22 protein-coding genes, 1 other RNA gene, 1 pseudogene and 2 riboswitches are annotated in these 24,146 nt (G+C 66.7%); of the genes and pseudogenes, 16 read left to right on the forward strand and 8 right to left on the reverse strand.

Annotated elements, in window-relative coordinates; genetic code table 11:
• Nucleotides 1-168: 168 nt before the first annotated feature.
• Nucleotides 169-1,563, reverse strand: a complete 1,395-nt coding sequence (gene gorA, locus D573_RS0107770) for a glutathione-disulfide reductase (protein WP_018938435.1) — start codon at nt 1,561-1,563, stop codon at nt 169-171.
• Between the two features lie 195 nt (nt 1,564-1,758).
• Entirely contained in the window at nt 1,759-2,508 is a 750-nt protein-coding gene (locus D573_RS0107775; protein WP_018938436.1) for a glutathione peroxidase, read from the reverse strand.
• A gap of 264 nt (nt 2,509-2,772) precedes the next feature.
• Here D573_RS0107775 and ffs point away from each other — a divergent pair.
• The 6 genes from ffs to D573_RS0107800 all read left to right on the forward strand — a co-directional run bounded on the left by ffs (nt 2,773) and on the right by D573_RS0107800 (nt 6,994).
• Nucleotides 2,773-2,869: signal recognition particle sRNA small type (ffs, locus tag D573_RS14210), an RNA gene on the forward strand.
• An 86-nt stretch (nt 2,870-2,955) separates the two neighbouring features.
• Entirely contained in the window at nt 2,956-4,800 is a 1,845-nt protein-coding gene (gene dnaX, locus D573_RS0107780; protein ID WP_018938437.1) for a DNA polymerase III subunit gamma/tau, read from the forward strand.
• 51 nt (nt 4,801-4,851) lie between these two features.
• Nucleotides 4,852-5,178: a YbaB/EbfC family nucleoid-associated protein gene (locus D573_RS0107785; protein WP_018146146.1), complete on the forward strand. Its 327-nt coding sequence runs from the start codon at nt 4,852-4,854 to the stop codon at nt 5,176-5,178.
• A gap of 22 nt (nt 5,179-5,200) precedes the next feature.
• Nucleotides 5,201-5,791, forward strand: coding sequence for a recombination mediator RecR (recR, locus tag D573_RS0107790; protein WP_018146145.1), 591 nt, complete (start codon nt 5,201-5,203; stop codon nt 5,789-5,791).
• Nucleotides 5,792-5,824: 33 nt separating this feature from the next.
• The gene (locus tag D573_RS0107795) at nt 5,825-6,169 is read left to right on the forward strand and encodes a histidine triad nucleotide-binding protein (protein WP_018938438.1); all 345 of its coding nucleotides are present in this window, start codon (nt 5,825-5,827) and stop codon (nt 6,167-6,169) included.
• Between the two features lie 30 nt (nt 6,170-6,199).
• Complete coding sequence (locus D573_RS0107800) at nt 6,200-6,994, forward strand: hypothetical protein (protein ID WP_018938439.1); 795 nt, start codon at nt 6,200-6,202, stop codon at nt 6,992-6,994.
• Between the two features lie 310 nt (nt 6,995-7,304).
• Here D573_RS0107800 and rsgA read toward each other — a convergent pair whose 3' ends face one another.
• The 3 genes from rsgA to D573_RS0107815 are packed head-to-tail and all read right to left on the reverse strand — an operon-like array spanning nt 7,305 to nt 8,877.
• A complete protein-coding gene (rsgA, locus tag D573_RS0107805) occupies nt 7,305-8,201 on the reverse strand; it encodes a ribosome small subunit-dependent GTPase A (protein WP_018938440.1) in 897 nt (298 codons plus the stop codon).
• 27 nt (nt 8,202-8,228) lie between these two features.
• A complete protein-coding gene (locus D573_RS0107810) occupies nt 8,229-8,564 on the reverse strand; it encodes a 4a-hydroxytetrahydrobiopterin dehydratase (protein ID WP_018169366.1) in 336 nt (111 codons plus the stop codon).
• On the reverse strand, nt 8,557-8,877 hold the full coding sequence (locus D573_RS0107815) for a cytochrome c (RefSeq protein ID WP_018169367.1): 321 nt from the start codon (nt 8,875-8,877) through the stop codon (nt 8,557-8,559). Before D573_RS0107815 ends, D573_RS0107810 begins: the two co-directional genes overlap by 8 nt.
• 128 nt (nt 8,878-9,005) lie before the next feature.
• Between D573_RS0107815 and orn the strand changes: the two genes are divergently transcribed.
• Entirely contained in the window at nt 9,006-9,569 is a 564-nt protein-coding gene (gene orn, locus D573_RS0107820) for an oligoribonuclease (protein WP_018938441.1), read from the forward strand.
• A 449-nt stretch (nt 9,570-10,018) separates the two neighbouring features.
• Nucleotides 10,019-10,272 (forward strand): annotated as a pseudogene (locus D573_RS14975) (hypothetical protein).
• Between the two features lie 310 nt (nt 10,273-10,582).
• Here the strand turns inward: D573_RS14975 and nadC are convergent.
• Together nadC and D573_RS0107830 are read right to left on the reverse strand one after the other, a co-directional pair.
• A complete protein-coding gene (gene nadC, locus D573_RS0107825) occupies nt 10,583-11,416 on the reverse strand; it encodes a carboxylating nicotinate-nucleotide diphosphorylase (RefSeq protein WP_155984861.1) in 834 nt (277 codons plus the stop codon).
• A gap of 64 nt (nt 11,417-11,480) precedes the next feature.
• Nucleotides 11,481-12,872: a sodium:alanine symporter family protein gene (locus D573_RS0107830; protein ID WP_018938443.1), complete on the reverse strand. Its 1,392-nt coding sequence runs from the start codon at nt 12,870-12,872 to the stop codon at nt 11,481-11,483.
• A gap of 158 nt (nt 12,873-13,030) precedes the next feature.
• Here D573_RS0107830 and D573_RS0107835 point away from each other — a divergent pair, with 158 nt between their 5' ends.
• The 8 genes from D573_RS0107835 to D573_RS0107870 all read left to right on the forward strand — a co-directional run bounded on the left by D573_RS0107835 (nt 13,031) and on the right by D573_RS0107870 (nt 22,854).
• A complete protein-coding gene (locus tag D573_RS0107835) occupies nt 13,031-13,951 on the forward strand; it encodes a ZIP family metal transporter (RefSeq protein WP_018938444.1) in 921 nt (306 codons plus the stop codon).
• Nucleotides 13,952-14,311: 360 nt separating this feature from the next.
• A riboswitch (glycine riboswitch) is annotated at nt 14,312-14,413 on the forward strand.
• A gap of 1 nt (nt 14,414) precedes the next feature.
• A riboswitch (glycine riboswitch) is annotated at nt 14,415-14,526 on the forward strand.
• A 120-nt stretch (nt 14,527-14,646) separates the two neighbouring features.
• Complete coding sequence (gcvT, locus tag D573_RS0107840; RefSeq protein ID WP_018938445.1) at nt 14,647-15,750, forward strand: glycine cleavage system aminomethyltransferase GcvT; 1,104 nt, start codon at nt 14,647-14,649, stop codon at nt 15,748-15,750.
• Nucleotides 15,751-15,825: 75 nt separating this feature from the next.
• Nucleotides 15,826-16,218, forward strand: a complete 393-nt coding sequence (gcvH, locus tag D573_RS0107845) for a glycine cleavage system protein GcvH (protein WP_018176402.1) — start codon at nt 15,826-15,828, stop codon at nt 16,216-16,218.
• A gap of 84 nt (nt 16,219-16,302) precedes the next feature.
• Nucleotides 16,303-17,655 (forward strand): aminomethyl-transferring glycine dehydrogenase subunit GcvPA, encoded by a 1,353-nt coding sequence (gene gcvPA / locus D573_RS0107850; RefSeq protein WP_018938446.1) that lies wholly within the window; start codon nt 16,303-16,305, stop codon nt 17,653-17,655.
• A gap of 65 nt (nt 17,656-17,720) precedes the next feature.
• Complete coding sequence (gene tpx / locus D573_RS0107855) at nt 17,721-18,248, forward strand: thiol peroxidase (protein ID WP_018938447.1); 528 nt, start codon at nt 17,721-17,723, stop codon at nt 18,246-18,248.
• Between the two features lie 81 nt (nt 18,249-18,329).
• Nucleotides 18,330-19,838 (forward strand): aminomethyl-transferring glycine dehydrogenase subunit GcvPB, encoded by a 1,509-nt coding sequence (gene gcvPB / locus D573_RS0107860; protein ID WP_018938448.1) that lies wholly within the window; start codon nt 18,330-18,332, stop codon nt 19,836-19,838.
• Between the two features lie 247 nt (nt 19,839-20,085).
• Nucleotides 20,086-22,458 (forward strand): PAS domain S-box protein, encoded by a 2,373-nt coding sequence (locus D573_RS0107865; RefSeq protein WP_018938449.1) that lies wholly within the window; start codon nt 20,086-20,088, stop codon nt 22,456-22,458.
• Nucleotides 22,459-22,494: 36 nt separating this feature from the next.
• Nucleotides 22,495-22,854 (forward strand): diacylglycerol kinase, encoded by a 360-nt coding sequence (locus tag D573_RS0107870; protein ID WP_026287962.1) that lies wholly within the window; start codon nt 22,495-22,497, stop codon nt 22,852-22,854.
• Nucleotides 22,855-23,044: 190 nt separating this feature from the next.
• Here D573_RS0107870 and D573_RS0107875 read toward each other — a convergent pair whose 3' ends face one another.
• Nucleotides 23,045-24,145, reverse strand: coding sequence for a zinc ABC transporter substrate-binding protein (locus tag D573_RS0107875; protein ID WP_018938451.1), 1,101 nt, complete (start codon nt 24,143-24,145; stop codon nt 23,045-23,047).
• Nucleotide 24,146: the final 1 nt, after the last annotated feature.

Consider the following 24,146-nt stretch of genomic DNA (forward strand, 5'->3'; position numbering starts at 1 on the left):
CTTCGATAGCGTCTCCCAAGGTCGACGCGTTCACCGCATCGGTCGGCTAGCGATCCTGGTCACACGGGCCTGAACAAGCGGGCACAGAGGGCCCGCGAGGAAAGCTGGTGAAGCCGCCCCGGTGGAGTTCCCCGGGGCGGTTTTTGCGTGGTGCGGGCGCGGCGCCCTTCAGGCGGCCTTGGCGATGCCTTCCTGGCGGCCCGGGCGGCCTTCCTTCAGGGTGACCAGTTCCTCGGCGCTGGTCGGGTGCAGCGGGATGGTCAGGTCCAGATCGCGCTTGGTCGCGCCCATGCGCACGGCCACCGCGAAACCCTGCAGCATCTCGTCGACATTGGCGCCGATCATGTGGATGCCCACCACCTTTTCGTTGTCCCCGGCGCAGACCAGCTTCATCGCCACCGGCGGCACCTCGCCCTCGGCGAAGGCGCGGTTCAGGCCACCGAACTGGGTCTCGTAGATACGCACCTTGTCTCCGTGCTTCTTCACTGCCTGCGGCTCGGTGAGGCCCACCATGCCCGCGGTCGGGTGCGTAAAGGTGACCGTGGGGATCTGGTCGTAGTCCACCGGCACGGGGTTCGTCTCCGGGGCATACCAGTGCGCGGCCAGGCGGCGACCGGCGGCGATGGCCACGGGGGTCAGTGGCCCCTTGCCGATGATATCGCCCAGGGCGTAGATGCCCTCGACGTTGGTTGCCTGCCACTCGTCTACCGGGATGGTGCCGCCGCGGGCGATCTCGACGCCGACCTCTTCCAGACCCATGTCCTGGGTGGCCGGCTTGCGGCCGACGGCCCACAGCACCTTCTCGTACGGGCCCAGTTCCTTGCCGCCTTCCAGTTTGACGGTGACCGCGCCGGGCTTGCCGCCCAGACCCGCGGCCTTCATGCCCAGATGACGGCCGATGCCCTGGTGCTCCATGTGCTGGTCCAGCGTCTGCGAGATCATCGGGTCGGCAATCTCCAGCACGCGGTCCTCCATGGCGACCACGTCGGTCTTCACACCCATGGAGCGCAGCATGCCGGCCATTTCCAGTCCGATGTAGCCTCCGCCGATTACGGCGATGGATTCCGGCAGCTCGGTCCACTCGAAGAAGTCGTCGGAGGTGGCACCCAGCTCGGCGCCCTCGAGCGGCGGTACCAGCGGGGCGCCGCCCATGGCCAACACGATGCGCTCGGCGGTGTACTCGGTGCCGCTCTCGCTGACCACCTTGTTCGTGTCGGCCAGGCGGGCCCGTTCCGGGATGTGGGTCACGCCCAGCTTCTCCAGGTGCCCGGACCAGAAGTTGTTCAGGTCCTTCAGCATTGCCTGGCGTTTGTTCGCCAGGTCGGCATAGCGGATGCCCTTGATCTCGACGTCCACACCGAACTCGCCGGCCTCACGGGCGTGCGACAGGTGCTCCGCGGCGTACCAGGTGAGCTTTTTCGGGACGCAGCCCTCGTTCACGCAGGTGCCGCCCAGGGGCTTGGGATCGAACACGGCGACGCGGGCGCCGTGCGGGGCGGCACGTTCCGCAACGGCCAGGCCGCCGCTGCCGCCGCCGATCACGATGATGTCGTAGTGTTCCATGTCGGTTCCTCGAAGGATTCGGTCAACGTTGGGTTTAGTCGAAGTTTCGCATAACGACCGCCGTCGTTACGGTCGTCAGGGTTTGCCATCCGTGTCCGGACGTCCGGATTCGACGTCCGGACACGGATGGCCACCTGTGGGAGCAGATGGCCATCCGGGGCGGGCCATGGACCCGCCCCGGGTGGTGGTGACGAGTTACGCCGCCTTTTTCTCGCGGGAGATCCACTCCTGCAGATCTTCCGCGCCGCCGATGCGGTGCCCGCCGACGAACACCTGCGGCACGGTCATCGCACCGGTAGCCGCCCGCAGGCTGCGCAGGCTGGCGTCGCGACCCAGCACGATCTCCTCGTAGTCGAGACCGGCGTTCTCCAGCATCTCCTTGGCGCTGGCGCAGTACGGGCAGCCCGGCTTGGTGAAGACCACGACGTCTTCGGGGCAGGCTGCGTCCGGGGCGACGTGGGCGAGCATCGTGTCGGCGTCGGAGACGACGAAGGGGTCGCCCGGCTCGTCCGGCTCGATGAACTGCTTCTCGATCACGCCGTCGCGCACCAGCATGGAGTAGCGCCAGGAGCGGTGACCAAAGCCAAGGTCGCTCTTGTCGACCAGCATGCCCATCTGTTCGGTGAATTCGCCGTTACCGTCGGCGATGAAAGTCACCCGGTCGGCCTGCTGATCGGCCTGCCAGGCTTCCATCACGAAGCCGTCATTGACCGAGATGCAGACGATCTCGTCGATGCCGTGCTGCTTGAGAAGCGGTGCCAGCTCGTTGTAACGCGGCACGTGGGCGGACGAGCAGGTCGGGGTGAATGCGCCCGGCAGGGCGAACACGACCACGTTGCGACCCTTGAACAGGTCTTCGCTGCGGACGTCATTCCAGTCGTTGTCCTTGCGGCAGCGGAAGGTGACTTCCGGGACGCGCTGACCTTCGCGATTTTCGAGTTCCATGTTTCGTACTCCTGTTTGGGTGTTAATTGCAGTAGACCAGAAAGAAAATTTGGGTTCGGTCGAGGCGATGCCCGACTGCGAGACTCAAGATAAGGGCTGGCCTCTCATTGATCCAGTTTTCGTTCTCTATACGGTTGTTAGTTTCGGGCTATCGTCAGTTCCGGCCCTTGGTGGCGTCTCAAGGTTGACGCGTCCGCCGGAAATGCGGAAGCTTGCCGCCCGGATTCGGAAAGCCCGAATCGCGGTCCGCGTTATGGTGGTCCGTATCAGTCCCCTCGCGACGACAGGTTGTGAACCCCGCCAGGCCCGGAAGGGAGCAACGGTAGCAGCTGCGTCGGGCGCCGGGGTGTGGCGGGTGCGGGCCACCACCCTTTTCCTTGCGGCCCAGATTCCTGCGGTGATTGCCCCGCACCCGGGCACGCAACAGACTCCACTGACGGGGGAGGCATGAGTCACCAGGTTCTAGCCCGCAAGTGGCGCCCCTCGCGCTTCGAGGACCTGGTCGGGCAGCCGCATGTGGTGCGCGCCCTGGCCAATGCCCTGAGCGGCGAACGCCTGCACCACGCCTACCTGTTTGCCGGTACCCGCGGGGTGGGCAAGACCTCCATTGCCCGGATTCTTGCGCGCTGTCTCAATTGCGAGACCGGCGTTACGGCCACGCCCTGCGGCGAGTGCCGTTCCTGCGTGGAGATCGCCGAGGGTCGTCACCTCGACTTGATCGAAGTGGATGCCGCCTCGCGCACCCGGGTGGACGATACCCGCGAGCTGCTGGACAACGTCTCCTATGCCCCGACCACCGGGCGCTTCAAGGTGTACCTGATCGACGAGGTACACATGCTCTCCGAGAAGAGCTTCAACGCCCTGTTGAAGACCCTGGAGGAGCCGCCGGAACACGTGAAGTTCCTGCTGGCGACGACCGATCCGCAGAAGCTGCCGGTCACCGTGCTGTCGCGCTGCCTGCAGTTCAACCTGAAACCGATGCCGCCGGCGATGATCGCCGAGCACCTGACCCGGATCCTGGCCGCCGAAGGCGTCGAGGCGGAGCCGGGTGCCCTGCTGCGTCTGGGCGAGGCGGCCGAGGGCTCGATGCGCGATGCCCTGAGTCTGACCGACCAGGCGATTGCCTATGGCGGCGACCGTCTGAGCGAATCCGACGCCTGCGACATGCTTGGATTGCTCCCGCGCACGCGACTGGCCGCGCTGCTGGATGCGGTGTTTGCCGGGGACGGCCCGGCCCTGCTGGCGGGGCTGGCGGAGCTGGAGACGCTGGGACCCGACTGGTCGCGCCTGCTGGACGAGCTCGCCGCGCTGGTGCACCAGGTGGCGGTGCAGCAGGTGGCCGGTGCCACACCGGCGGCGGGCGAGGAGGCGCTGGTCTGGGCACACGAGGCCGCCGGCCGGGTCGACCCGGAAACGATTCAGCTGACCTATCAGATCCTGATCCACGGGGTGCGTGATCTGCCCTACGCGCCGGACGCGCGCATGGGCGTGGAGATGACCCTGCTGCGCCTGCTGGCCTTTCGCCCGGAGCCAGCCCCGGGGTCTGGGGAGGACGAGGGCCAGGCCGAACGCCGGCCGGCCACGGTGCGCGGGGAAGCGTCTGCGCCGCGCGCCGCGCCCTCCCGTAATGCCGCACCCGCGGTGCAACCCGCTGCAATCGAACCGGCCGAGCCGAAACCGGCCGCGCAGGCGGCCTCGCGCAGTGGTGAAAACTCGCCGCCGCCCCGCGAGCGGGTGAGCGAGCCGCCACCTCCGCGGGAGGCACCCACACCGCCGGTGCACGCCGATGAGCCCACGCACGGCGAGGCGTCGCCGCGACAGGCCACGCCGGCGGCATCTTCGACGGCGGAACCGGTGGCACCTGCCGTGGCCGCAGACGGGATGTTTGACTGGCACCGTTTTGCCGAGGGTCTGCCCATGGGGACGGTGCGCGAACTCGCCCTGCACGCGGAGCTGCGCAAGCATGATCAGGAGTGCGTGGTGATTGCGGTGGCTCCGGGTACGTTATGTACCGACCGGGCCAGGACCCGCCTGAAGGAAGCGCTGGAGAAGACGCTGGGCCACTCGCTGCGCCTGGAGATCGTCAACCAGTCCGAACCGTCGGAGACGACGCCCGCGGCGCGGCTTGCGGCCGCCTCGGCAGAGCGTCAGGCTAGCGCCGAGACGACCATGCGCGAGGACCCGGTGGTTCAGGCCCTGGGGCAGGAATTTGGCGCCGAACTGGGCGCGGTGCGCATTCGCGAAACCAACGAAGACAACTCCGCGGGCGACGCGTCGTCGGCCCCGCGCTAACCCGTCGAATACGGACAAACCCGCCTTTGTGCGGGGCAGGAGATCGAACCGATGATGAAAGGTGGCATGGGTGGCCTGATGAAGCAGGCCCAGAAGATGCAGGAAGACATGCAGAAGGTGCAGGCCGAGCTGGCCGAGATGGAGATCGAGGGCCAGGCCGGCGGCGGGCTGGTCAGCGTGGTGTTGACCGGCAAGTACGCCGCGCGCCGCGTGAAGATCGACCCCAGCCTGTTCGACGATGATCGCGACATGCTCGAAGACCTGGTGGCCGCCGCGATTAACGATGCGGTGCAGAAGGTCGAGTCCACCACGCAGGAGCGCATGGGCAGCCTGACCGAGGGCATGGGCCTGCCGGCCGGCATGAAGCTGCCGTTCTGAACCGGCGGAGCGGGCGCGCCTGATGGAAGCGGAACTGGACGAGCTGGTCCAGGCGCTGCGCTGCCTCCCCGGGGTCGGGGCGAAGTCGGCGCGGCGCATGGCGCTGCACTTGCTGGAGCGCGACCGCGAGGGCGCGCGGCGCCTGTCGCGGGCGGTGGACGAGGCCGTGGCGCGCATCGGGCATTGCTCGGTATGCCGCACGCTGACCTCGGCCGAGACCTGTTCGCGCTGCGCGGACCCGGAGCGCGATTCGCGGGTGGTTTGCGTGGTAGAGAGCCCCGGCGACGTGCTGGCGATCGAGTCGGCCACGGATTTCGGCGGTCGTTTTCACGTTTTGCTGGGCCGGTTGTCGCCGCTGGACGGGATTGGCCCGGAGGAGCTGGGGCTCGACCGACTGGAGGCCCGCTTGCAGGCGGAGGGTGTGGAGGAGCTGATCCTGGCGACGAACACGTCGGTAGAGGGCGAGGTGACCGCGCATTACCTCGCGGAGATGGCCGCACGTCACGGGATTCGTACCACGCGTATCGCCCAGGGTATCCCCAGCGGCGGCGAGCTGGAGTACATCGATGCCGGCACCCTGGCGCATGCACTTTCGGGTCGGCGCGAATATTGATGCGTGGTAATATTTCGATACAGGAGTAGCGGCATGACGGATTGCCTGTTCTGCAAGATCGTGGCGGGCGAGATCCCGGCCCGGGTGGTGTTCGAGGACGACGCGGTGCTGGCCTTCGAGGATCTCAACCCGCAGGCGCCCGAACATGTGCTGGTGATCCCGAAAACGCACATTGCCACGCTGAACGATTTGAGCGCTGCGGAGGCCCCGGTGATCGGGCAGATGGCCCGGGCCGCGGCGGAGATCGCACGCGATCGCGGATTTGCGGAGAACGGTTATCGAACCGTGATGAATTGCAACGACCACGGTGGGCAAACGGTCTACCATATACACATGCATGTCCTCGCTGGGCGTGCACTGAGCTGGCCCCCCGGCTAGCGACCAGGAACGACAACACGGATTGCTGGTGTGACGCGACAAGGATCGAACGGTGCAGCCCTGAAGCGGCCGCAGGCACAATGCCTGCGGCCGCTTCGTGCGCGCGCGTGGCGCTCGGGCTGGTTCGTGGTTTCGCTGGTGGTTGCGGGGCTCGCACTGGGCACGGGCGCTGCCAGCGCCGCCGACCGTTACTCGCTGGTTGCGCCACCCCAGACCCAGGGGATCGGTGGGGCGGGGGTGACGTTGCGCGACGAGCCGGAAACGGGTCGCGACACCGAATCGCGCTACCGCCTGTCGGTGCGCAGTACCGGCGATGCCTCGGCCCTGGACGAGGCCGACAATGCCTTTGGCGGGACACGCCTGTTCGAGGCGGTGGGTGGCTATCACCAGGAACTGGGTGGGGGCTTCGGCTACGGCCTGAATCTTGGGGTGGGCATGGAGACGCGTCCGGACTGGAACGAACTCGGGCCGTCCGGTGAGTCCACCGCGTACTTCACCGATTTCAGCTTCGGGCCGACCTTCGCCTCCGGGCGTTTCGACAGCCAGTTCCGGGTGGGCGTGCGCCAGCCGCTGTCCAGCGAGGATCGGGATCTGGGCTTCAGCTACGGTGATCGCAGTCGCGAGACGGGCCGCACCGCCGGTTACCTGAGCCTGGATGGCCGCCTGCGTCTGCAGAACCAGTCCGAGCTGTCCCTGAGCCTGTACTACGACGACTATTCGCTGAACTCCGCGGATAACTGGCTGGCTGATCGCCTCGAGTTTGAAGGCGTGAGCCGCGAGCCGGCCTCCTCGGTCATCGGCGTCGAGCTGGGCCTGACCTTCTGATCCCGGCCCCTCGCCGCGACACCTGCCACACGTTCCGCCGCAACTCTCACTGCACGCCACCGTGCGGCCTCCCCGAACTCGTCTGGCGCAACCACGACGTACACGAAGGCACGAAGAAGGGCCGGAAAAGCGATTCACAGGGCATTGGGAGGTTGGGAGAAATCCCGGCTGGAATTCGCTGACTCGCACGGATCGTCCCGGGGCGCCACCGAACACGCGCATTTCCAATGCCTTTCTTCGTCCAGGCTTCCCCTTCCCGTTAATCGCTTGGTAACCCTGGGTGTTCTTCGTGCGCTTCGTCGAGGAAAAGTTACCCGCGCGCGCGGTTCTGGGCGGGGATCTCGGCGGCGAGGGCGTGCCAGGCCTGCAGGCGTGCGGCGGGGAGTTCGCCGGCCTCGATCGCGGCCAGTACCGCACAACCGGGCTCGCTCTGGTGGCGGCAGTCACGGAAGCGGCATTGATCACCGCGCTCAGCGATGTCCGGGAAGCCGCGCTCCAGGGTGTCCAGGGACGGGATTTCGGGCGTGAAATCGCGCACGCCGGGCGAGTCAATCCAGGCGCCGCCGTTGGCCAGTGGAAACCACTGGGCTGTGACCGTGGTGTGGCGTCCCTCGCCGGAGGCGGCCAGGTCGCCAGTGGTTGGCGCGATCGCGTCGACGATCCCGTACTGCTCGAGCAGCGCGGCGACCAGCGAGGACTTTCCGACACCGGACTGCCCGACCAGGATGTTGGTCTGGCCGGCCGCAGCCGCCGCCAGGTCGTCCAGTCCGAACCCGCTTTTGGCGCTGACGAATAGCGGATCCAGGTCCAGCTGGCGGTAGGCGTCCAGCCATTCGGGCCGGGCCGCGGGCCCCTCGTCCTGCTTGTTGATCAGCAGGCGGGGGCGGGCGGGCAGGTTGAGGATTGCCACCAGAAAGCGGTCGATCAGGTTGCGCGAGGGTGCCGGTTCCGGCGCGATCACAATCCACACGCAGTCGATATTGGCCGCGATGACCTTGCGCCGGCCGAAGCCGTCGCGGCGCACGAGCACGTTGTTGCGATCCAGCTGGCGGGCCACCTCGTCGCCGGTGGCATCCAGCTCGACCAGGTCGCCGCAGGCGAGGTCGCGGAAGCGGCGGTGCAGGCGTAACCGACGCGGGGCCGCGTCGGGCCCCGCGATGTCGGCCATCTGGTTGTGGCGGGCGAAGACCCGGGCGATCTGCGTCAAGCTCGTACTCGGCCGTGGCGGGAAGGGTTAGTCGAACAGGGCATCGACGCGCGCGGCACAGATAAAGTCATTCTCGCTCAGCCCGCCGATGGCATGGGTCGAGAACTCCACCGCACAGCGGTTGAAGCCGACCGCCATGTCGGGGTGATGATCCTCGCCATGCGCGATCCAGGCGACGGCGTTCACGAACGCCATGGTCTCGTGGAAGTTCTTGAACTTGAAGCTGCGCTGGATACTCTTGCCGGTTTCGTCGATACCCCAGGCATCGTGCAGCTGTCCCAGGGCGCGCTGGGCATCGTCCCGTGGCATCGGGTTGGTAAAGCCTTCGCAGGACTGGCAGTGCTTGGTCTTCAGATCAGTCATCGAACTGGTAGTACTCCGCGTTGAGGTAGGCGACCACGGCATTGACCTCGTCGTCGAACCAGTTGGTGCCGAGATTCACGTTGCAGTTGTTAACCTGGGCCACCAGTTCGTCGTGCGAGCCGACCATGCGGTTTGATCGCGTGTAGAGGTCGGAGCCATCGCCTCCGACCATGTCGGCGTGACAGCTGATGCAGTTGTCGCTGTGCAGCTCCTGTCCCATGCGGATGTCATCCGCCAGCGCGATGTTCGCGCCGCCAAGGCTCAGGGCCAGCGCGGCAGTGCCGGCGGCGATACGTGCGTTGGTATGTCGCATTGTTCCCTCCTGATCACGGGGGTTGGAGTCCGGGGCCACAGGCCCCGCAACCATGATGATAGACTCCTGCGGCATATGAAAGGGCCGTGGTCGTCACACGACGGCCTCCCCGCGAAGGAGTACGCGACATGGCCGTGAATGCCGAAAACCTGATCTGGATCGATCTCGAGATGACCGGTCTGGAGCCGCAAACCGACCGGATCCTGGAGGTGGCGACCATCGTCACCGACAAGGACCTTAACATCCTGGCCGAAGGGCCAGTCGTCGCCCTGTACCAGCCGGCCGAGGTGCTGGAGGGGATGGACGAATGGAACCAGCGCACCCATGGAACATCGGGGCTGATCGAACGGGTGCGCAACAGCTCGTCGGACACCCGCGATGCGGAGCAGGCGACCCTGGAGTTCCTGGCGCAGTATGTGCCGAAGGGGGCCTCGCCGATGTGTGGCAATTCCATCTGCCAGGACCGGCGCTTCATGGCGCGCCTGATGCCGGAGTTGGAGCAGTACTTCCACTACCGCAATCTGGATGTCTCCACCTTGAAGGAGCTGGCGCGGCGCTGGGCCCCGGACGTGATCGCGCAGTTGCGCAAGAACGCGTCGCACCAGGCCATGCAGGATATCCGCGATTCCATCGACGAACTGCGCCTGTACCGCGAACGCTTCATCCAGATGCCGCCGGCGTCGCAGCACTAGCCTCCCGTCCTTCCCGGCCCCATGGTGCACTTGGGGTGTGTGTGCTGTGCTCGCCTTGGTTGGGTCCCGTTCGACATACTGGTGTTTCTGGTGGCCTCTGTGCGGCGCCGATCCCAGAAGGCTGGTCCCGGTTCATCGTCCGGTGTTTACGGTGGCTTCGTCTGGCCGCCTGCCACGCGCTCTCTCGCGAGCGCACCGCGAGGTACTTCTTTGCTCGTGCAAAGAAGTACCCAAGAAACACGCCCGACTGCCGCGACCCCAGCCCGCTGCGCGGGCCGGGGTTTCCCTCGCTCCGAGGCTTTTCGCGGGCGGCGCTGAACTCGCTACGCCTTCGGCTCCGCTCAGACATCCAGCGCCTTGAATCCCGCGAAAAGCCTCTCCACTCGGCGCGACGACAACGGGGAGGTAGGTCAAGACAACGGCGATCCCAGTGTTCCTGCCAGTGGACGATGGCTAGGTCTTCGAACATCTTCGGCACGCTCGGCCTTTGGCCGTTGCGTGCCGCGCCCGCGAAGCGGGCGCCGGGGGCGTAGGATGTGATGAGCGCAGCGAATCGCATCAGGGTTTCGCACGGCGTGGGGAACGGTGCGTTTCGCCGCGCTCAACCGCACGCTACGGGATACCGTCTGTTTTGACCTTCTCCTCCCGTATGGAGCCCCTTGCGGAAGGGTTCTCGGGCCGGGAGAAGGCGCTGGATGTCTGAGCGGAGCCGAAGGCGCAGCGAGTTCAGCGCCGCCGGCCCGAGGGCCCTGGAGCAAGGTTCCCGGGCGGAATCCGGGTGCCCTTCTTTGGGCACTTTCTTGGGCAAGCAAGAAAGTGCCTCGGGGCGCGCTGGCGAGTCAGCGCGTGGCAGGCGGCCGGACGCAGCCACCGTAAACACCGGATGGCGAACCGTGGCCAGCCACAACCAGGCAGGCGGCGGACCGAAGCCCTCCTAAACACCAGTGGATGAACCAGGCCCGGCCCCAGGCGGTGAGTGGAGCCCCGTAATCGTCGGGATCGCAACCGTAGGGCTAGTCCAGGCGCAGGGAGTAGTCGATGGCGTGGAGGTGCTTGGTCAGCGCGCCGACCGAGATGTAGTCCACGCCGGTGGCGGCGATGGCCGCAAGGGTATCCGGTGTGACCCCGCCGGAGGCCTCGGAGATCGCGCGGCCGCGAATGCGCTGCACGGCCGTGGCCAGATCTGCCAGCGACAGCTCGTCGAGCATGATCACGTCTGCCCCCGCGGCCAGGGCCTGATCGACCTCGTCGAGGTTCTCGGTCTCGACCTCTACCCAGCGCCCGGCGCCCAGGGTGCGGGCCCGTTCCACTGCGGCCGCGATGGAGCCGCAGGCGGCGATGTGGTTTTCCTTGATCAGCACGGCATCCCACAGGGCGAGGCGATGGTTGTGGCCGCCGCCGCAGCGCACGGCGTACTTCTGCCCGTGGCGCAGGCCCGGGAGGGTCTTGCGGGTATCGAGGATGCGGCTGTCCGTGCCCTCCAGGCGGGCGACCCAGCGGGCGGTCTCGGTGGCCGTTCCGGAGAGGGTCTGGAGCAGGTTGAGGGCCGCGCGTTCGGCCGCCAGAACGGCCCGTGCGGGGGCTTCCAGGGTAGCGATCACGCGCGGTTCGTCGTCCACTTCCACGTGGGTGCCTTCGGCCACCTGCCAGTCGATCCGGGTTTCCGGCGCGAGGCTGGCGAACACGCGGTCGAACCAGGGCTGGCCACAAACGATCGCGCTCTCCTTCAATAGCAGCGTGGCGCGCGCCACCCGTTCAGCCGGGACCAGGGCGGCGGTCAGGTCGCCGTCGACACCATCGGGGCCCAGATCCTCCGCGAGGGCGCCTTCGACCTCGCGCACCAGCATGGCCGCGTCCGGACGTGCGGGGCCCTGTGCGAACGGGTCGGATGGACCGCCCGCAAAGCTGTGCTCATCCTTCATGGCGATCCGGCATCGGGCGATGCGCCACGTAGTCATCGCGCAGCTTCTTGACCAGGCCGGCCAGCAGGATCAGCGCGATCAGGTTGGGTGCGGCCATCAGGATGTTGGCGATGTCGGAGAAGTTCCAGACCACGCCCAGCGGGATGGTCGCGCCGATCACGATGAGGATGACGAACACGACGCGGTAGGGCATCACCGCGCGTTCGCCGAACAGGAAGTAGGCCGAGCGGTCGCCGTAGTAGGACCAGGCGATCATGGTGGAGAAGGCGAACAGCATCAGGCTGATGCCGACCACCATGGCGCCGAACGGGCCCAGCGTGGAGCTGAAGGCGGTGGCCGTCAGCGAGGCCCCGACCACGTCGTCGGCGCGGTCGATATAGGCCCCGGTGACGACAATGGCCAGGCCGGTCAGGGTGCAGACCACGATAGTGTCGATGAACGGCTCGAGCATGGCCACCGAGCCCTCGCGCGGCGGATCGCCGTTCTTGGCTGCGGCGTGCGCCATGGCCGAGGAGCCGAGGCCCGCCTCGTTGGAGAACATGCCGCGCGCAACGCCGTACTGGATGGCGAGGCCGATGGCACCGCCGCCGGCGGCCCAGGGGTTGAGCGCGAGATTCAGGATGGTGCCGATCGCGGCCGGGACGGCCTCGATGTTGGCGGCAATCACCACGAAGGCGCCCAGCATGTAGATCACGGCCATGAACGGGACGATGGTCGAGGCGATCATGGCGATGCGCTTGACCCCGCCGATTATTACCAGCGCCACCAGCACGGCCATGGTCAGGCCGATGATCAGGGCCATCCAGCCCATGATGTCGTCGTCGGCGCGCAGATCCGGCACGATGAAGGTCAGGCCGTCGACCACCGAGTTGGCCTGCACCATGTTGCCGATGCCGAACGAGGCGATCAGGGTGAAGGCGGCGAACAGGATCGCCAGCTTCTTCATCTTGAGGCCGTGGAGCAGGGTGAACATTGGCCCGCCGGCGATGCTGCCGTCCGGGGCGATCTCGCGGTAGCGAACGGCCAGGGTGGTCTCGGCGAACTTGGTGGCCATGCCGAAGAAGGCCGTCACCCACATCCAGAACAGCGCCCCGGGGCCACCCAGCGCGATGGCGGTGGCGACGCCGGCGATGTTCCCGGTTCCGATGGTGCCGGACAGCGCGGTCGACAGCGCCTGGAACGGCGAGATCTGCCCGGTGCCGCCGCCGCGTCCATCTGACCCGCGCAGGGCGCGCCAGCCCTCGCGGAATGCGACGACCTGGACCAGCCCCAGGCGAATGGTGAGGTAGAGCCCGGTGCCCAGCAGCAGGATCAGGGTGAGCGGGTTGCCCCAAAGCAGGCCGGCGGTGTCGCCGAGGAACTGGTCGATGGTGTCGAGCATCGGTGGGTCCTTGTGGTCCGGAGCGGCTTTGGCTGAAAACTCTACCGCGCACAACGGGTGTTGACGATAGCTTTTGTCGAACCCGGGCATTGGGCGCGTCTGTGGAACGCCGCGATGGACCCTGTTTCAATGGCGGCTTCGACTCTCAAGGACGACGCATGACCGAACCCTCTCCCGCGGCTTCCGAGCCGGATCACGGCAAACCGGTACCCCGGATCTTCCTCGTCGGATCGCTGATCGCACTGGCGGTCTTCATCTGGCTGGTCAGCCTGCTGTGGCCGATGCTGGAAGAGCGCATTGCCGATCTGAATACGCTGCAGATCGGCTTGCTGGCGAGTTTCGTCGCCGGTCTGATGACCGCGGTGGGGGCGATCCCGATCTTCTTCCTGCGCCGCATCAGTCAGTCGGTCGAGGACGCGATGATGGGCTTCGGCGCCGGCGTGATGCTGTCGGCCACGGCCTTCGAACTGGTGCTCCCCTCGGTGGAGCAGGCCGAGGCCCAGTACGGCGGCGTGGGCATGGCCATTGTCGTGCTGGCGGTGGGGATCGGGCTGGGTGGTGGTGCATTGCTGGCGCTGCACAAGCTGGTGCCGCACGAGCATTTCTTCATCGGGCCGCAAAGCGGGGCCGACCCGCAGAAGATTCGCCGCGTCTGGTTGTTCATCTTTGCAATCGCACTGCACAACCTGCCGGAAGGCCTGGCGGTGGGGGTCGGCTTCGGCGGCGATGACGTGAGCGACGGGATCGCGCTGGCCATCGGGATCGGGCTGCAGAATATGCCCGAGGGGCTGGTGGTCGCCATCGCCCTGCTGTCGCTGGGCTACAGCAAGTGGGCGGCATTCGGGGTGACGTTGCTGACGGGCCTGGTGCAGCCGATCGGCGGACTGATCGGGGCCGGAGCGATCACGCTGATGGAGTTCCTGCTGCCCTGGGGGCTGGCGTTCGCGGCCGGAGCGATGCTGTTCGTGATCAGTCACGAGATCATCCCCGAGTCGCACCGCAAGGGCCACGAGGCCCAGGCCACGGTCGGGGTGCTGGTTGGCTTCGTCGTCCTGCTTGCGATCGACATGGCGTTGTAGGGCGCGCCCAGAGTGTCGCCCGCGCAGAGTGTCGCCACTGGCACCGTCATTGCGAGGAGCGCAGCGACGCGGCACAAAAGCGCGCAGCGCGTTGAACGGCCGCAGGCCGGCCCGAAGGGCGAGCGCAGCGAGTAACCTCCGTCCGAAACCACCGGATGCTGATCGTGACGCACTGCCAGCTTTCGGAGGTTGCTTCGTCGCCTGCGGCTCCTCGCAATGACGGTGCTTTTTGGATGCATGCGGGGGCAGGTGACGGGGCAGGTCGGGGCGTCGGAATAGTGGCGCGGCCCGTCCGGGCTTTCGCAGCGAGGGTATTTTGGTCTACAATTACTTTCGTCTGTGGGCGCTCGACAATGCCCGCACACCGTTCTGGAAGAGATCTGCGATCGCCAGTCGATTGGCAGACGCCGAAGGCGCAACATCCGCCCGGAATCGCTCAGGCTACAGGACCGGAACGGTGCAGGAGACACACTCTGGAGAGCGGCCGGAAACGGCCCACCGAAGGGGGCGGTCACGCAGTCCGACAACGGACTGACGCGACGCAAACTCTCAGGTTTCAGGACAGAGGGGCGGCTGGCAGATTCATTCTGCCGGCCGCCCCTTTTTTTATGCCCGGAGCGCGGCGGCCGGGCCTCGCGGTTCCACCGGCGGATGCCGGCGAGCCGACCACGACACGCAAGCAAGGCGAGAACTAGATGACGACGTTGAAGACAACTCCGCTCCATGCCGCGCATCAGCGCGCGGGGGCCAAGCTGGTCGATTTCGCCGGTTGGGAGATGCCGCTGCATTACGGCTCCCAGATGGAGGAGCACAAGCGGGTGCGCGAATCCGCCGGCATGTTTGATGTCTCGCACATGCAGGTCGTGGATATCCACGGCCCGCAGGCCCAGGCCTTCCTGCGCTATCTGCTGGCCAATGACGTGGCCAAGCTGAAGACCGAGGGTCGCGCGCTGTACAGCTGCATGCTGAACGAGGCCGGCGGCGTGATCGACGACCTGATCATCTACTGGACCGGTGGCGATACCTACCGCGCCGTGGTCAATGCCGCCACCGCCGAGGGCGACATCGCTCACATGCAGGCGGTCGCGAAGGACTTCGACGTGAACGTGGAGCCGCGCCCGGAGTTCGCCCTGATTGCGATTCAGGGGCCGCAGGCGGTGGAGAAGACCCTGCCGCTGTTGCCGGCCGATTTGCGCAATGCGGGGGATCTCAAGCCGTTTTCCGCGGTCTGGAATGACAAGTGGTTTGTCGCCCGCACGGGCTACACCGGCGAAGACGGCTTCGAGGTGATGCTGCCGGCGGAGGAGGCCGACGGTCTCTGGGAACAGCTGAAGGATGCCGGCGTGCACCCCATCGGCCTCGGCGCGCGCGACACCCTGCGCCTGGAGGCCGGCATGAATCTCTACGGCACGGACATGGACGACCAGACCAATCCGCTGACCGCCAACCTGGGCTGGACCATCGCGCTGAAGGATGCCGAGCGCGACTTCATCGGCCGCGCGCCGATCGAGCAGTCGAAGGCCGAGGGCGTGAAGGAACGCATGGTGGGGCTGGTGCTGGATGGTCGCGGGGTGCTGCGTGGCGGCACCCGCATCGAAACTGAGGCCGGCGACGGCGTGGTCACCTCCGGCAGTTTCGCGCCCAGTCTGGGCGTGTCGGTCGCGTTCGCGCGTATCCCGGCCGGGGTCGAGGCCGAGCAGCTGCACGCGGACATCCGCGGCCGCAAGCTGCCGGTGCGCGTGGTCAAGCCGGTGTTCGTCCGCAACGGCGAGCCGCAGATCGATCTGCCGAAAAACTGAAGCGAGGATTGCCTCATCCCGCGTGCACCGGACTACACTGCGCAGGCGGGATCTAACAAGCAAAAGGAAGATGTCATGAGCGAAGCACCGAAGGATCTGAAGTACACCAAAAGCCACGAGTGGGTGCGCAGCGAGGCCGACGGCAGCGTGACCGTGGGTATCACCGATCACGCGCAGGAACTGCTGGGCGATCTGGTGTTTGTCGAGGCCCCGGAAGCGGGTAGCACCATCGAGGCCGGCACGGCCTGCGCCACGGTGGAGTCGGTCAAGGCCGCCTCGGATATCTATGCGCCGATCTCCGGTGAGGTGACCGCGGTCAACGAGGACCTGGCCGACAGCCCCGAGAAGGTCAACGAGTCGCCCTTCGAGGATGGCTGGCTGTTCAAGGTGGAGCCCTCCGATGCCGGCCAGCTGGATGCACTGATGGATGCGGATGCCTATGCCGCGCACGTCGAGGCGGAATCCTGAGCGTAGCCGCGTATCACCGGTCCCGGCCGCGTCCGGCCGGGACCCAACCGAACTTCGCCGCAATCGGCGAAAGCGAGACCTGACATGCCGTTTATCCCGCATACCGAAGAAGACATCCGTGCCATGCTCGACAGCATTGGCGCCGAATCCGTCGAGGACCTGTTCGACGAGATTCCCGCCGACCTGCGTGCGCCGCCACTCACGGGGATCCCCGAGGGCGAGAGCGAAATGGGCATCACCCGCCTGATGCAGGAGCGGGCTGCGAAGGACGGCACGCCATCGAATTTCATCGGGGCCGGTGCCTACGAGCACCACATCCCGGCCGCCGTGTGGCAGATCGCTACGCGCGGCGAGTTCTACAGCGCCTACACGCCGTACCAGGCGGAGGCCAGCCAGGGCACGCTGCAGCTGATCTACGAATACCAGACGATGATCAGCCGCCTGACCGGGATGGAGGTCTCCAACGCCTCCCTGTATGACGGGGCCTCCGCCCTGGCCGAGGCCGTGCTGATGGCGGTGCGCGTGAATCGCCGCTCCAAGGCCAAGCGCGTGCTGCTGCCGGGGGCGCTGCACCCCGACTATCGCAAGGTGGTGAAGACGCTGATCGGCAACCAGGGCATCGAACTGGTCGAACTGCCGTTCGACGAAACCACCGGCCAGACCCCGGTGGAGGCGCTGGCGCCGTATGCGGACGACGACGTCACCGCCATGGTGATCAGCCAGCCCAACTTCTTCGGCATCCTGGAGGACGTGGATGCCCTGACCGGGTGGGCCGAGGAACGCGGCATCCCGGTTATCGCCGTGGTGAACCCGGTCTCGCTGGCGCTGCTGAAGCCGCCGGGCGAGTGGGGCGCCAATGGCGTGGACATCGTGGTCGGCGAGGGCCAGCCGCTGGGTGCGCCGCTGTCGTCCGGCGGGCCGTACTACGGCTTCATGACCACGCTGAAAAAGCATATCCGGCAGATGCCGGGGCGCATTGTCGGCCGCGCCGAGGACGCTGACGGCAAGCCCGGTTTCGTGCTGACCCTGCAGGCGCGCGAGCAGCATATCCGCCGCTCCAAGGCGACCTCGAACATCTGCACCAACCAGGGACTGGTGGTGACGGCGTCGACGATCCATATGTCGTTGCTGGGTGACGAGGGCCTGACCCGCGTGGCCGAGGCCTGCTACGCCAACACCCATGCGCTGGTGGAAAAACTGGCCGCCAAGGGCATCAAGCCGCGCTTTACCGGCGAGTACTTCCACGAAGTCGCGCTGGACTTCGGCGGCGATGCCGCGACCCGCGTGCAGACCATGGCCGATGCCGGCGTGCTGGCGGGCCTCGAGCTGAGCCGGGACTATCCGCAGCTGGATGGCTGCGTGCTCGCCTGCGCCACCGAGACCAAGACCGAATCCGACCTGGAGCAGTACGTGACCACTTGGGAGCAGGCCGCCTGAGGCGGTTATCGGCTTCCCACGGTCAACGACACCAAGCGCCATACACATCAAGCCGGGAGGCAACCATGGCCGAAATCAAGCTGCAAGGTAATCCGATCAACACCAACGGCGATCTGCCGCATGTGGGCTCGCCGGCCCCGGACTTCAAGCTGACCAACAAGGATCTGCAGGATGTCTCGCTGGCCGACTTCGGCGACAAGCGCAAGCTGATCTCCATCGTGCCCAGCCTGGATACCCCGGTCTGCGCCGACTCCACCAAGAAGTTCAACGAGATGGTCGCCAGCCGTCCGGATCTCGAGATCCTGATCGTCTCCGCCGACCTGCCGTTCGCGATGAGCCGCTTCTGCGCCGCCGAGAACCTGGAACGCGTGACCGTGCTGTCGATGATGCGCGATCGCAACTTCGCCAAGGACTACGGCGTACTGATCCAGGACGGCCCGCTGGCCGGAATCACCGCGCGCGGTGTGGTCGTGCTGGATACCGACAACCTGGTGATGCACGCCCAGCTGGTCTCCGAGATCGGCGACGAGCCGGACTACGACGCCGCGTTCGCGGCCCTGGATGATCGGGCCAACCTGAGCCCGACCCAGTAATCGGCCGGAGTCCCTCCGTGCCGCCGGTGGCCGGGCCTGTGCCCGGTCGCCGTCACCCGAATACGCAAGCGAGAAACCGCTATGAGCACCACTGAAGCCAATCTGATCTTCGAACGTTCCCGCGCCGGCCGCTCGGCCGTGGCCCAGGCGCCGCGCGACCACGCCGCGACCCGCATCCCGGCGAACCTGCAGCGCAAGTCCGCCCCGGGTCTGCCGGCGGCCTCGGAACTGGACGTGGTGCGGCACTACACGCGGTTGTCGCAGAAGAATTTCTCCATCGACACCGAGTTCTATCCGCTGGGCTCGTGCACGATGAAGTACAACCCGCGCGCCTGTAACAGCCTCGCGATGCTGCCCGGGTTCCTGAACCGGCATCCGCTTGCCCCGGCGAGCCACAGCCAGGGCTTCCTGCAGACGATGTTCGAGCTGCAGGAGATGCTGAAGGAAGTGACCGGCATGAAGGCCGTGTCGCTGGCGCCGATGGCCGGCGCCCAGGGCGAGTACACCGGTGTCGCCATGATCCGCGCCTACCACGATGCCCGCGGCGATACCGAGCGCCGCGAGATCATCGTCCCGGATGCCGCCCACGGTACCAACCCGGCGACCGCGATCATGTGCGGCTACGAGGTGCGCGAGATCCCCACCGACGATACCGGTGACGTGGATATCGAGGCCCTGAAGGCCGCCGTGGGTCCGCACACCGCCGGGATCATGCTGACCAATCCGTCCACCGTGGGCGTGTTCGAACGGCGCATCAAGCAGATTGCCGGCATCGTGCACGAGGCCGGCGGCCTGCTGTACTACGACGGCGCCAACCTGAACGCGATCCTCGGCAAGGTGCGCCCGGGCGACATGGGCTTCGACGTGATCCACATGAACCTGCACAAGACCTTCTCCACGCCGCATGGTGGCGGTGGACCGGGTTCCGGTGCCGTGGGCGTGGCCGAACGGCTGCTGCCGTTCATGCCGATCCCGCACGTGGTCGAGGCGGAGCAGGGCGGCTACCGCTTTGCCGAGGAGTCCGATCGTCCGCAGAGCATCGGGCGCCTGTCCGCGTTTGCCGGGAACGCCGGTGTGCTCCTGCGGGCCTATATCTACATGCGCATGCTGGGGCGCGAGGGCATGGTGCGGGTCTCCGAATTCTCGACCCTGAATGCCAACTACCTGGCGCGCGAACTGGCCGCAGCCGGGTTCGACCTGGCCTATCCCAAGCGCCGTGCCACCCACGAGTTCATCGTGACCATGAAGAAGCAGGCCAAGGAACGTGGACTGACTGCGGGCGATGTGGCCAAGCGCCTGCTCGACCACGGCTACCATGCGCCGACCACCTACTTCCCGCTGCTGGTGCCGGAGTGCCTGCTGGTGGAGCCGACCGAGACCGAGTCGAAAGAGACCCTGGACGGCTTTGTCGAGGCGATGGCCTGCATCCTGGCCGAGTCGGAGAACGACATGGAAACGATCAAGAGCGCGCCACACACGCTACCGAACCGGCGCTTCAACGAAGTGGCCGCCGCCAAGGCGCTGGATGTCGTGTTCCAGCCCGCCGAGGACGGGGACGCCAGCGCGCCGCGCACCGGTACGCACGGCTGACGGGATTCCCGGGGGCCGGCCCCGGGCTTCCTGGTTCGTTCGGAAACGCCCCCGCTTGTCGGGGGCGTTTCCGTTTTTCGCGGCAGTAAACGCCTTTTTGTGGGGTCAAGCGGAAACCAGACTCGTTATCTGGTAGTTTTCTGGATTCAGTCTATCAATCCACTGCCAGGTCCGAGGGCAGAAGACACGCCGGGCGTGTCTTTGACGAAGTCTCCGCAAAGAGAGACACAGACGGGCAAGGAACCCGATGAGCGAGATTTGTGCCATCCACGGCTATGCGGCGCTGTTCGAGCATGCGCCGGTGGGGCTGGCCGAGATGGATACCGAGGGGCGCATCCTGCGCGCCAATCCCCACTTGGGCGCCTTGCTGGCCTGCGATCCGGCGGATCTGACCGCCGCGATCCTGCAAGACTACGTGTGCCCGGACGACCGGGAGCGTTGCGCGGCGCGGCGTCACGCCCTGCTGAACGGGGATTGCAGCACCAGCAGCTTCGAGGCGCGTCTGCTGGAAGCCACCGGCCAGACGCGCTGGGTGGAAATGACCACGAGTCGAATCCCGGCCACCGAGGACTGTCCCGAGGCGCTGCTGGTCGTGATTGCCGACATCGCCGCGCGCAAGGAGGCCCAGCAGCGTACCGAGACCCTGCTGCGTGCCAGTCCCGCGGTGATCTACACCATGGACCCGTCGGACTTCGGCACCATGACCTGGCTCAGCCGCAACGTGCAGGCGGTCACTGGCTGGACACCGGAACAGATCACGACCCAGCCGGACTGGCTGCGGACCCATCTGGCTCCCGAGGATTTTCGTCGCTGTGTCGGCCAGGTGAAGCGCTGGCTGGCCGAGGGCGCGCGCGGATTCTGTCGTCTGAGCTATCGCCAGCGCATGCCCAGTGGGCACTGGCAATGGCTGGAGGATCAGGTGACCGCGATCCGCGACGGTCAGGGCGCGGTCGTCGAACTGGTGGGTGCCTTCCAGGACGTGGGGGCGCGGGTGGAGACCGAGCGCCATCTGGAAAAGATTGCGCACAACATGCCCGGGGTGATCTACCAGTACCGCCAGCACCCGGATGGCCGGGCGTCGTTCCCGTATGCCAGTGAGGGCATGGTCGATGTGTACAGCGTGACGCCCGAAGCCGTAATGCTCGATGCCCGCCGCGTCTTCGACGTGATCCATCCGGATGATGTCGACCGTGTCGCCGCCAGTATCGAGGCCTCCATGCGCTGCCTGGAATCGTGGCGTCAACGCTATCGCGTGGGCCACCCCGAGCGCGGCGAGATCTGGGTGGAAGGGCACGCCAGTCCCGAGGCACTGGAGGATGGCAGTGTGCTCTGGTTCGGGGTGATCCTGGACATCACCGAACGGGTGCAAGCCGAAGAGGTCCTGCATCTGCGCGAGCGCGAGCTGGCCGAGGCCCAGCGCATCGCGCATATCGGCAACTGGGTGTCGGACTTTGTCCGCAACGAGGTTCGCTGGTCGGACGAGGTCTTCCGGATTTTCGGGATGTCCCGCGGTGAATGGGGCGGGACGCACGAGGCCTTTATGCATGCGGTGCATCCGGACGATCGCGAACGGGTCCAGGCCGAGGTGGATGCCTCGCTGGGTGGGGACGGGGCGCTTGATATCGTGCACCGGGTTCTGCGCCCGGACGGCGAAGAGCGTGTGGTGCACGAACGCGGTTATGTAGAGTTCGATGCCGACGGACGCGTCCAACGGATGATCGGCACGGTCCAGGACATCACCGAACGCCATCATCTGGAGCAGGAGCAGCGTCTGCTGGCGGCGACCTTCGACAGCAGCCAGGCCATCTTCATCACCGATGTCGAGGGTACGATCCAGCGCGTCAATGCGACCTTTACCGAGCTCACGGGATTCACCGAGGAAGACGCGGTGGGCCAGAATCCGCGCATCATGAATTCGGGCCGTCAGGACCGCGGCTTTTATGAGGAGATGTTCCAGTCGGTGCGTGCAAACGGCCACTGGTCCGGCGAGGTGTGGAACCGGCGCAAGGATGGCCGGATCTTCCCCCTGCACGAGATCGTGACCGCGATCCGGGATGCCAGTGGTGTGATCGAGTATTACATCGCCATGTTCCACGACATCTCGCGGCAGAAGGAGCTGGAGGCTGCGCTGGAATATCAGGCCTTCTACGACACACTGACCGATGCCGCCAATCGGGGCCATTTCGAGGCATTGCTGGAGCAGGAGGCCCGGCGGGCGGAGCGCTATGCGGACCCCTGTTCGCTGGTGATGCTGGATCTGGACCACTTCAAGCGGATCAACGACACCCATGGCCACGACATCGGCGACGAGGTCCTGCGCCGGGTGGTGGCGACGGCCGGCGAACGCTTGCGCCAGTCCGATGTGCTGGGTCGTTGGGGCGGCGAGGAATTCATGGTCATGCTGCCCAGTACCCGGGCCGAAGATGCCTGCCGCCTGGCCGAGGATCTGCGCCGGCAGGTGGCCGCGCTGGATCTGCCCCGGGTCGGGCGGGTGACCATCAGTCTGGGGGTGGCCGAGTGTCGTCGTGGCGAGGCGATCAAGGACTGGATCAAGCGTGCGGACGATGCGATGTACCGGGCCAAGAGAGAGGGTCGCAATCGGGTAGAAGTGCAACTGTGAGCGGTTGGTCTGGCGTGGCGCGCGATAGGGGATTCCGTGGCGCATAGTGGTCGGCGGGGGCTGAGCCGGGTGCTGCACGCCTGCGGGTATTCGTGGCGCGGGCTGCGCGAGGCGTATCAACACGAGTCGGCGTTTCGTCAGGAGCTGGCGCTGCTCGCGGTATTGCTGCCGCTGGCGATCTGGTTGGGCGAGAGCGGGGTGGAGCGGGCACTGCTGGCCGGCAGTGCCTTGTTGATCCTGGTGGTGGAACTGCTGAACTCGGCGGTGGAGGCGGCAATCGACCGGTTTGGCGACGAGCGCCATCCGCTGTCGGCGCGCGCCAAGGACATGGCCTCGGCCGCGGTGCTGGTCAGCTTCCTCCTGGCGGCACTGGTGTGGGGGCTGATCCTGCTCTGACCGCGGTGGGGCATCCGGGCCTTTTCCCTTCGGTCACCCCGGCCGAAGCGAAGCGCAGAGCCGGGATATCCGGCCTTGGGGGCTGTCCCGGCGTGGGAGATCCCGGATAACCGCTACGCGGTTTCCGGGGTGACGGCACAGGAGGGTGGGGTGGCGATGCGCGGCTTCCGGAGGTGGGGCCGCGTGTCCGTCAGGAGCCGTTATGTGCCATGCAGTCGGTGAAGCCGTCCGCCATACCCTGCATCAGCAGGAACCAGGCATCGGGGCCAGGCTCCAGCTCCGCGCCGATGGGGTCGAGCATGCCGAGCCGGGTGCCGGTACCCTCGGCCACGGTTTCCGCCAGCGCCGGGCGAAACTGCGGTTCGGTGAACAGGCAGGCGACATCGCCCTCGGCCAGGCGGCCGCGTAGTTCGGACAGCCGGCGGGCCCCGGGCATGCGCGAGGGATCGACGCTGATGGAGCCGGCCGCGTTCAGGCCATAGTGCTGCTCGAAGTACTGGTAGGCGTCGTGAAACACCATGAAGCGCTGGTCGCGTACCGGCGCCAGTTGCTCGGCGATCCTGGCGTCCAGCTCGTCGATGCGCTGGAGCAGGCCGTCCCGGTTGTCCCGGATCGTTGCGGCCTGTTCCGGATCGAGTTCCGCGAGGCGCTCCGCGAGTTGTTCGACGATGGCCCGTGCGACGGCCGGCGACAGCCACAGGTGACTGTCGTAATCGCCATGTGCATGCCCGTGCCCGTCGTCATGCGCGGCGTGTCCATGATCATCGGAGCCGTGAGCATCGTGGTCATGCGCGTGGTCCGCGTGTCCGTTGTGATCGTCGTGGGGATCATGGTCATGTCCATGATCGCCGTGATCGTCATGCCCATGGCCGCCATCGTCGCCGTGGTCATGATGGCCTTCCCATACGCCCCCGGTGCGGCCCTCCAGAAGGTCGAGATCGAGGTCGTGCATCAGGCTGATGACCGTCGCGCGGTCGGCGATCCCGTGCAGCGAGCGCTCCAGAAAGCCCTCGAGCTCCGGACCGACCCAGACCACCAGGTCGGCCTGCTGCAGGCGCCGTGCCTCGGAGGGACGCATGGAATAGCCGTGGGGCGAGGCGCTGGCCGGCACCAGCAGTTCCACCTCGTGGGTGTCGCCGGCCAGCGCGGCAACCAGACTGTGAATCGGTAGAATCGATGCGACGATGCGCGGGCTGTCGGCCTGCGCGGGCGTGGCCACCGTCACCAGAAACGCCAGGGCCAGGGCCAGGAGCAGGGCGAGGAAGGTCGGGCGGCGGGCAGCAAAGCGCATG

Source organism: Thioalkalivibrio sp. AKL9, from assembly GCF_000377825.1.
GTDB classification, from domain to species: Bacteria; Pseudomonadota; Gammaproteobacteria; order Ectothiorhodospirales; family Ectothiorhodospiraceae; genus Thioalkalivibrio; species Thioalkalivibrio versutus.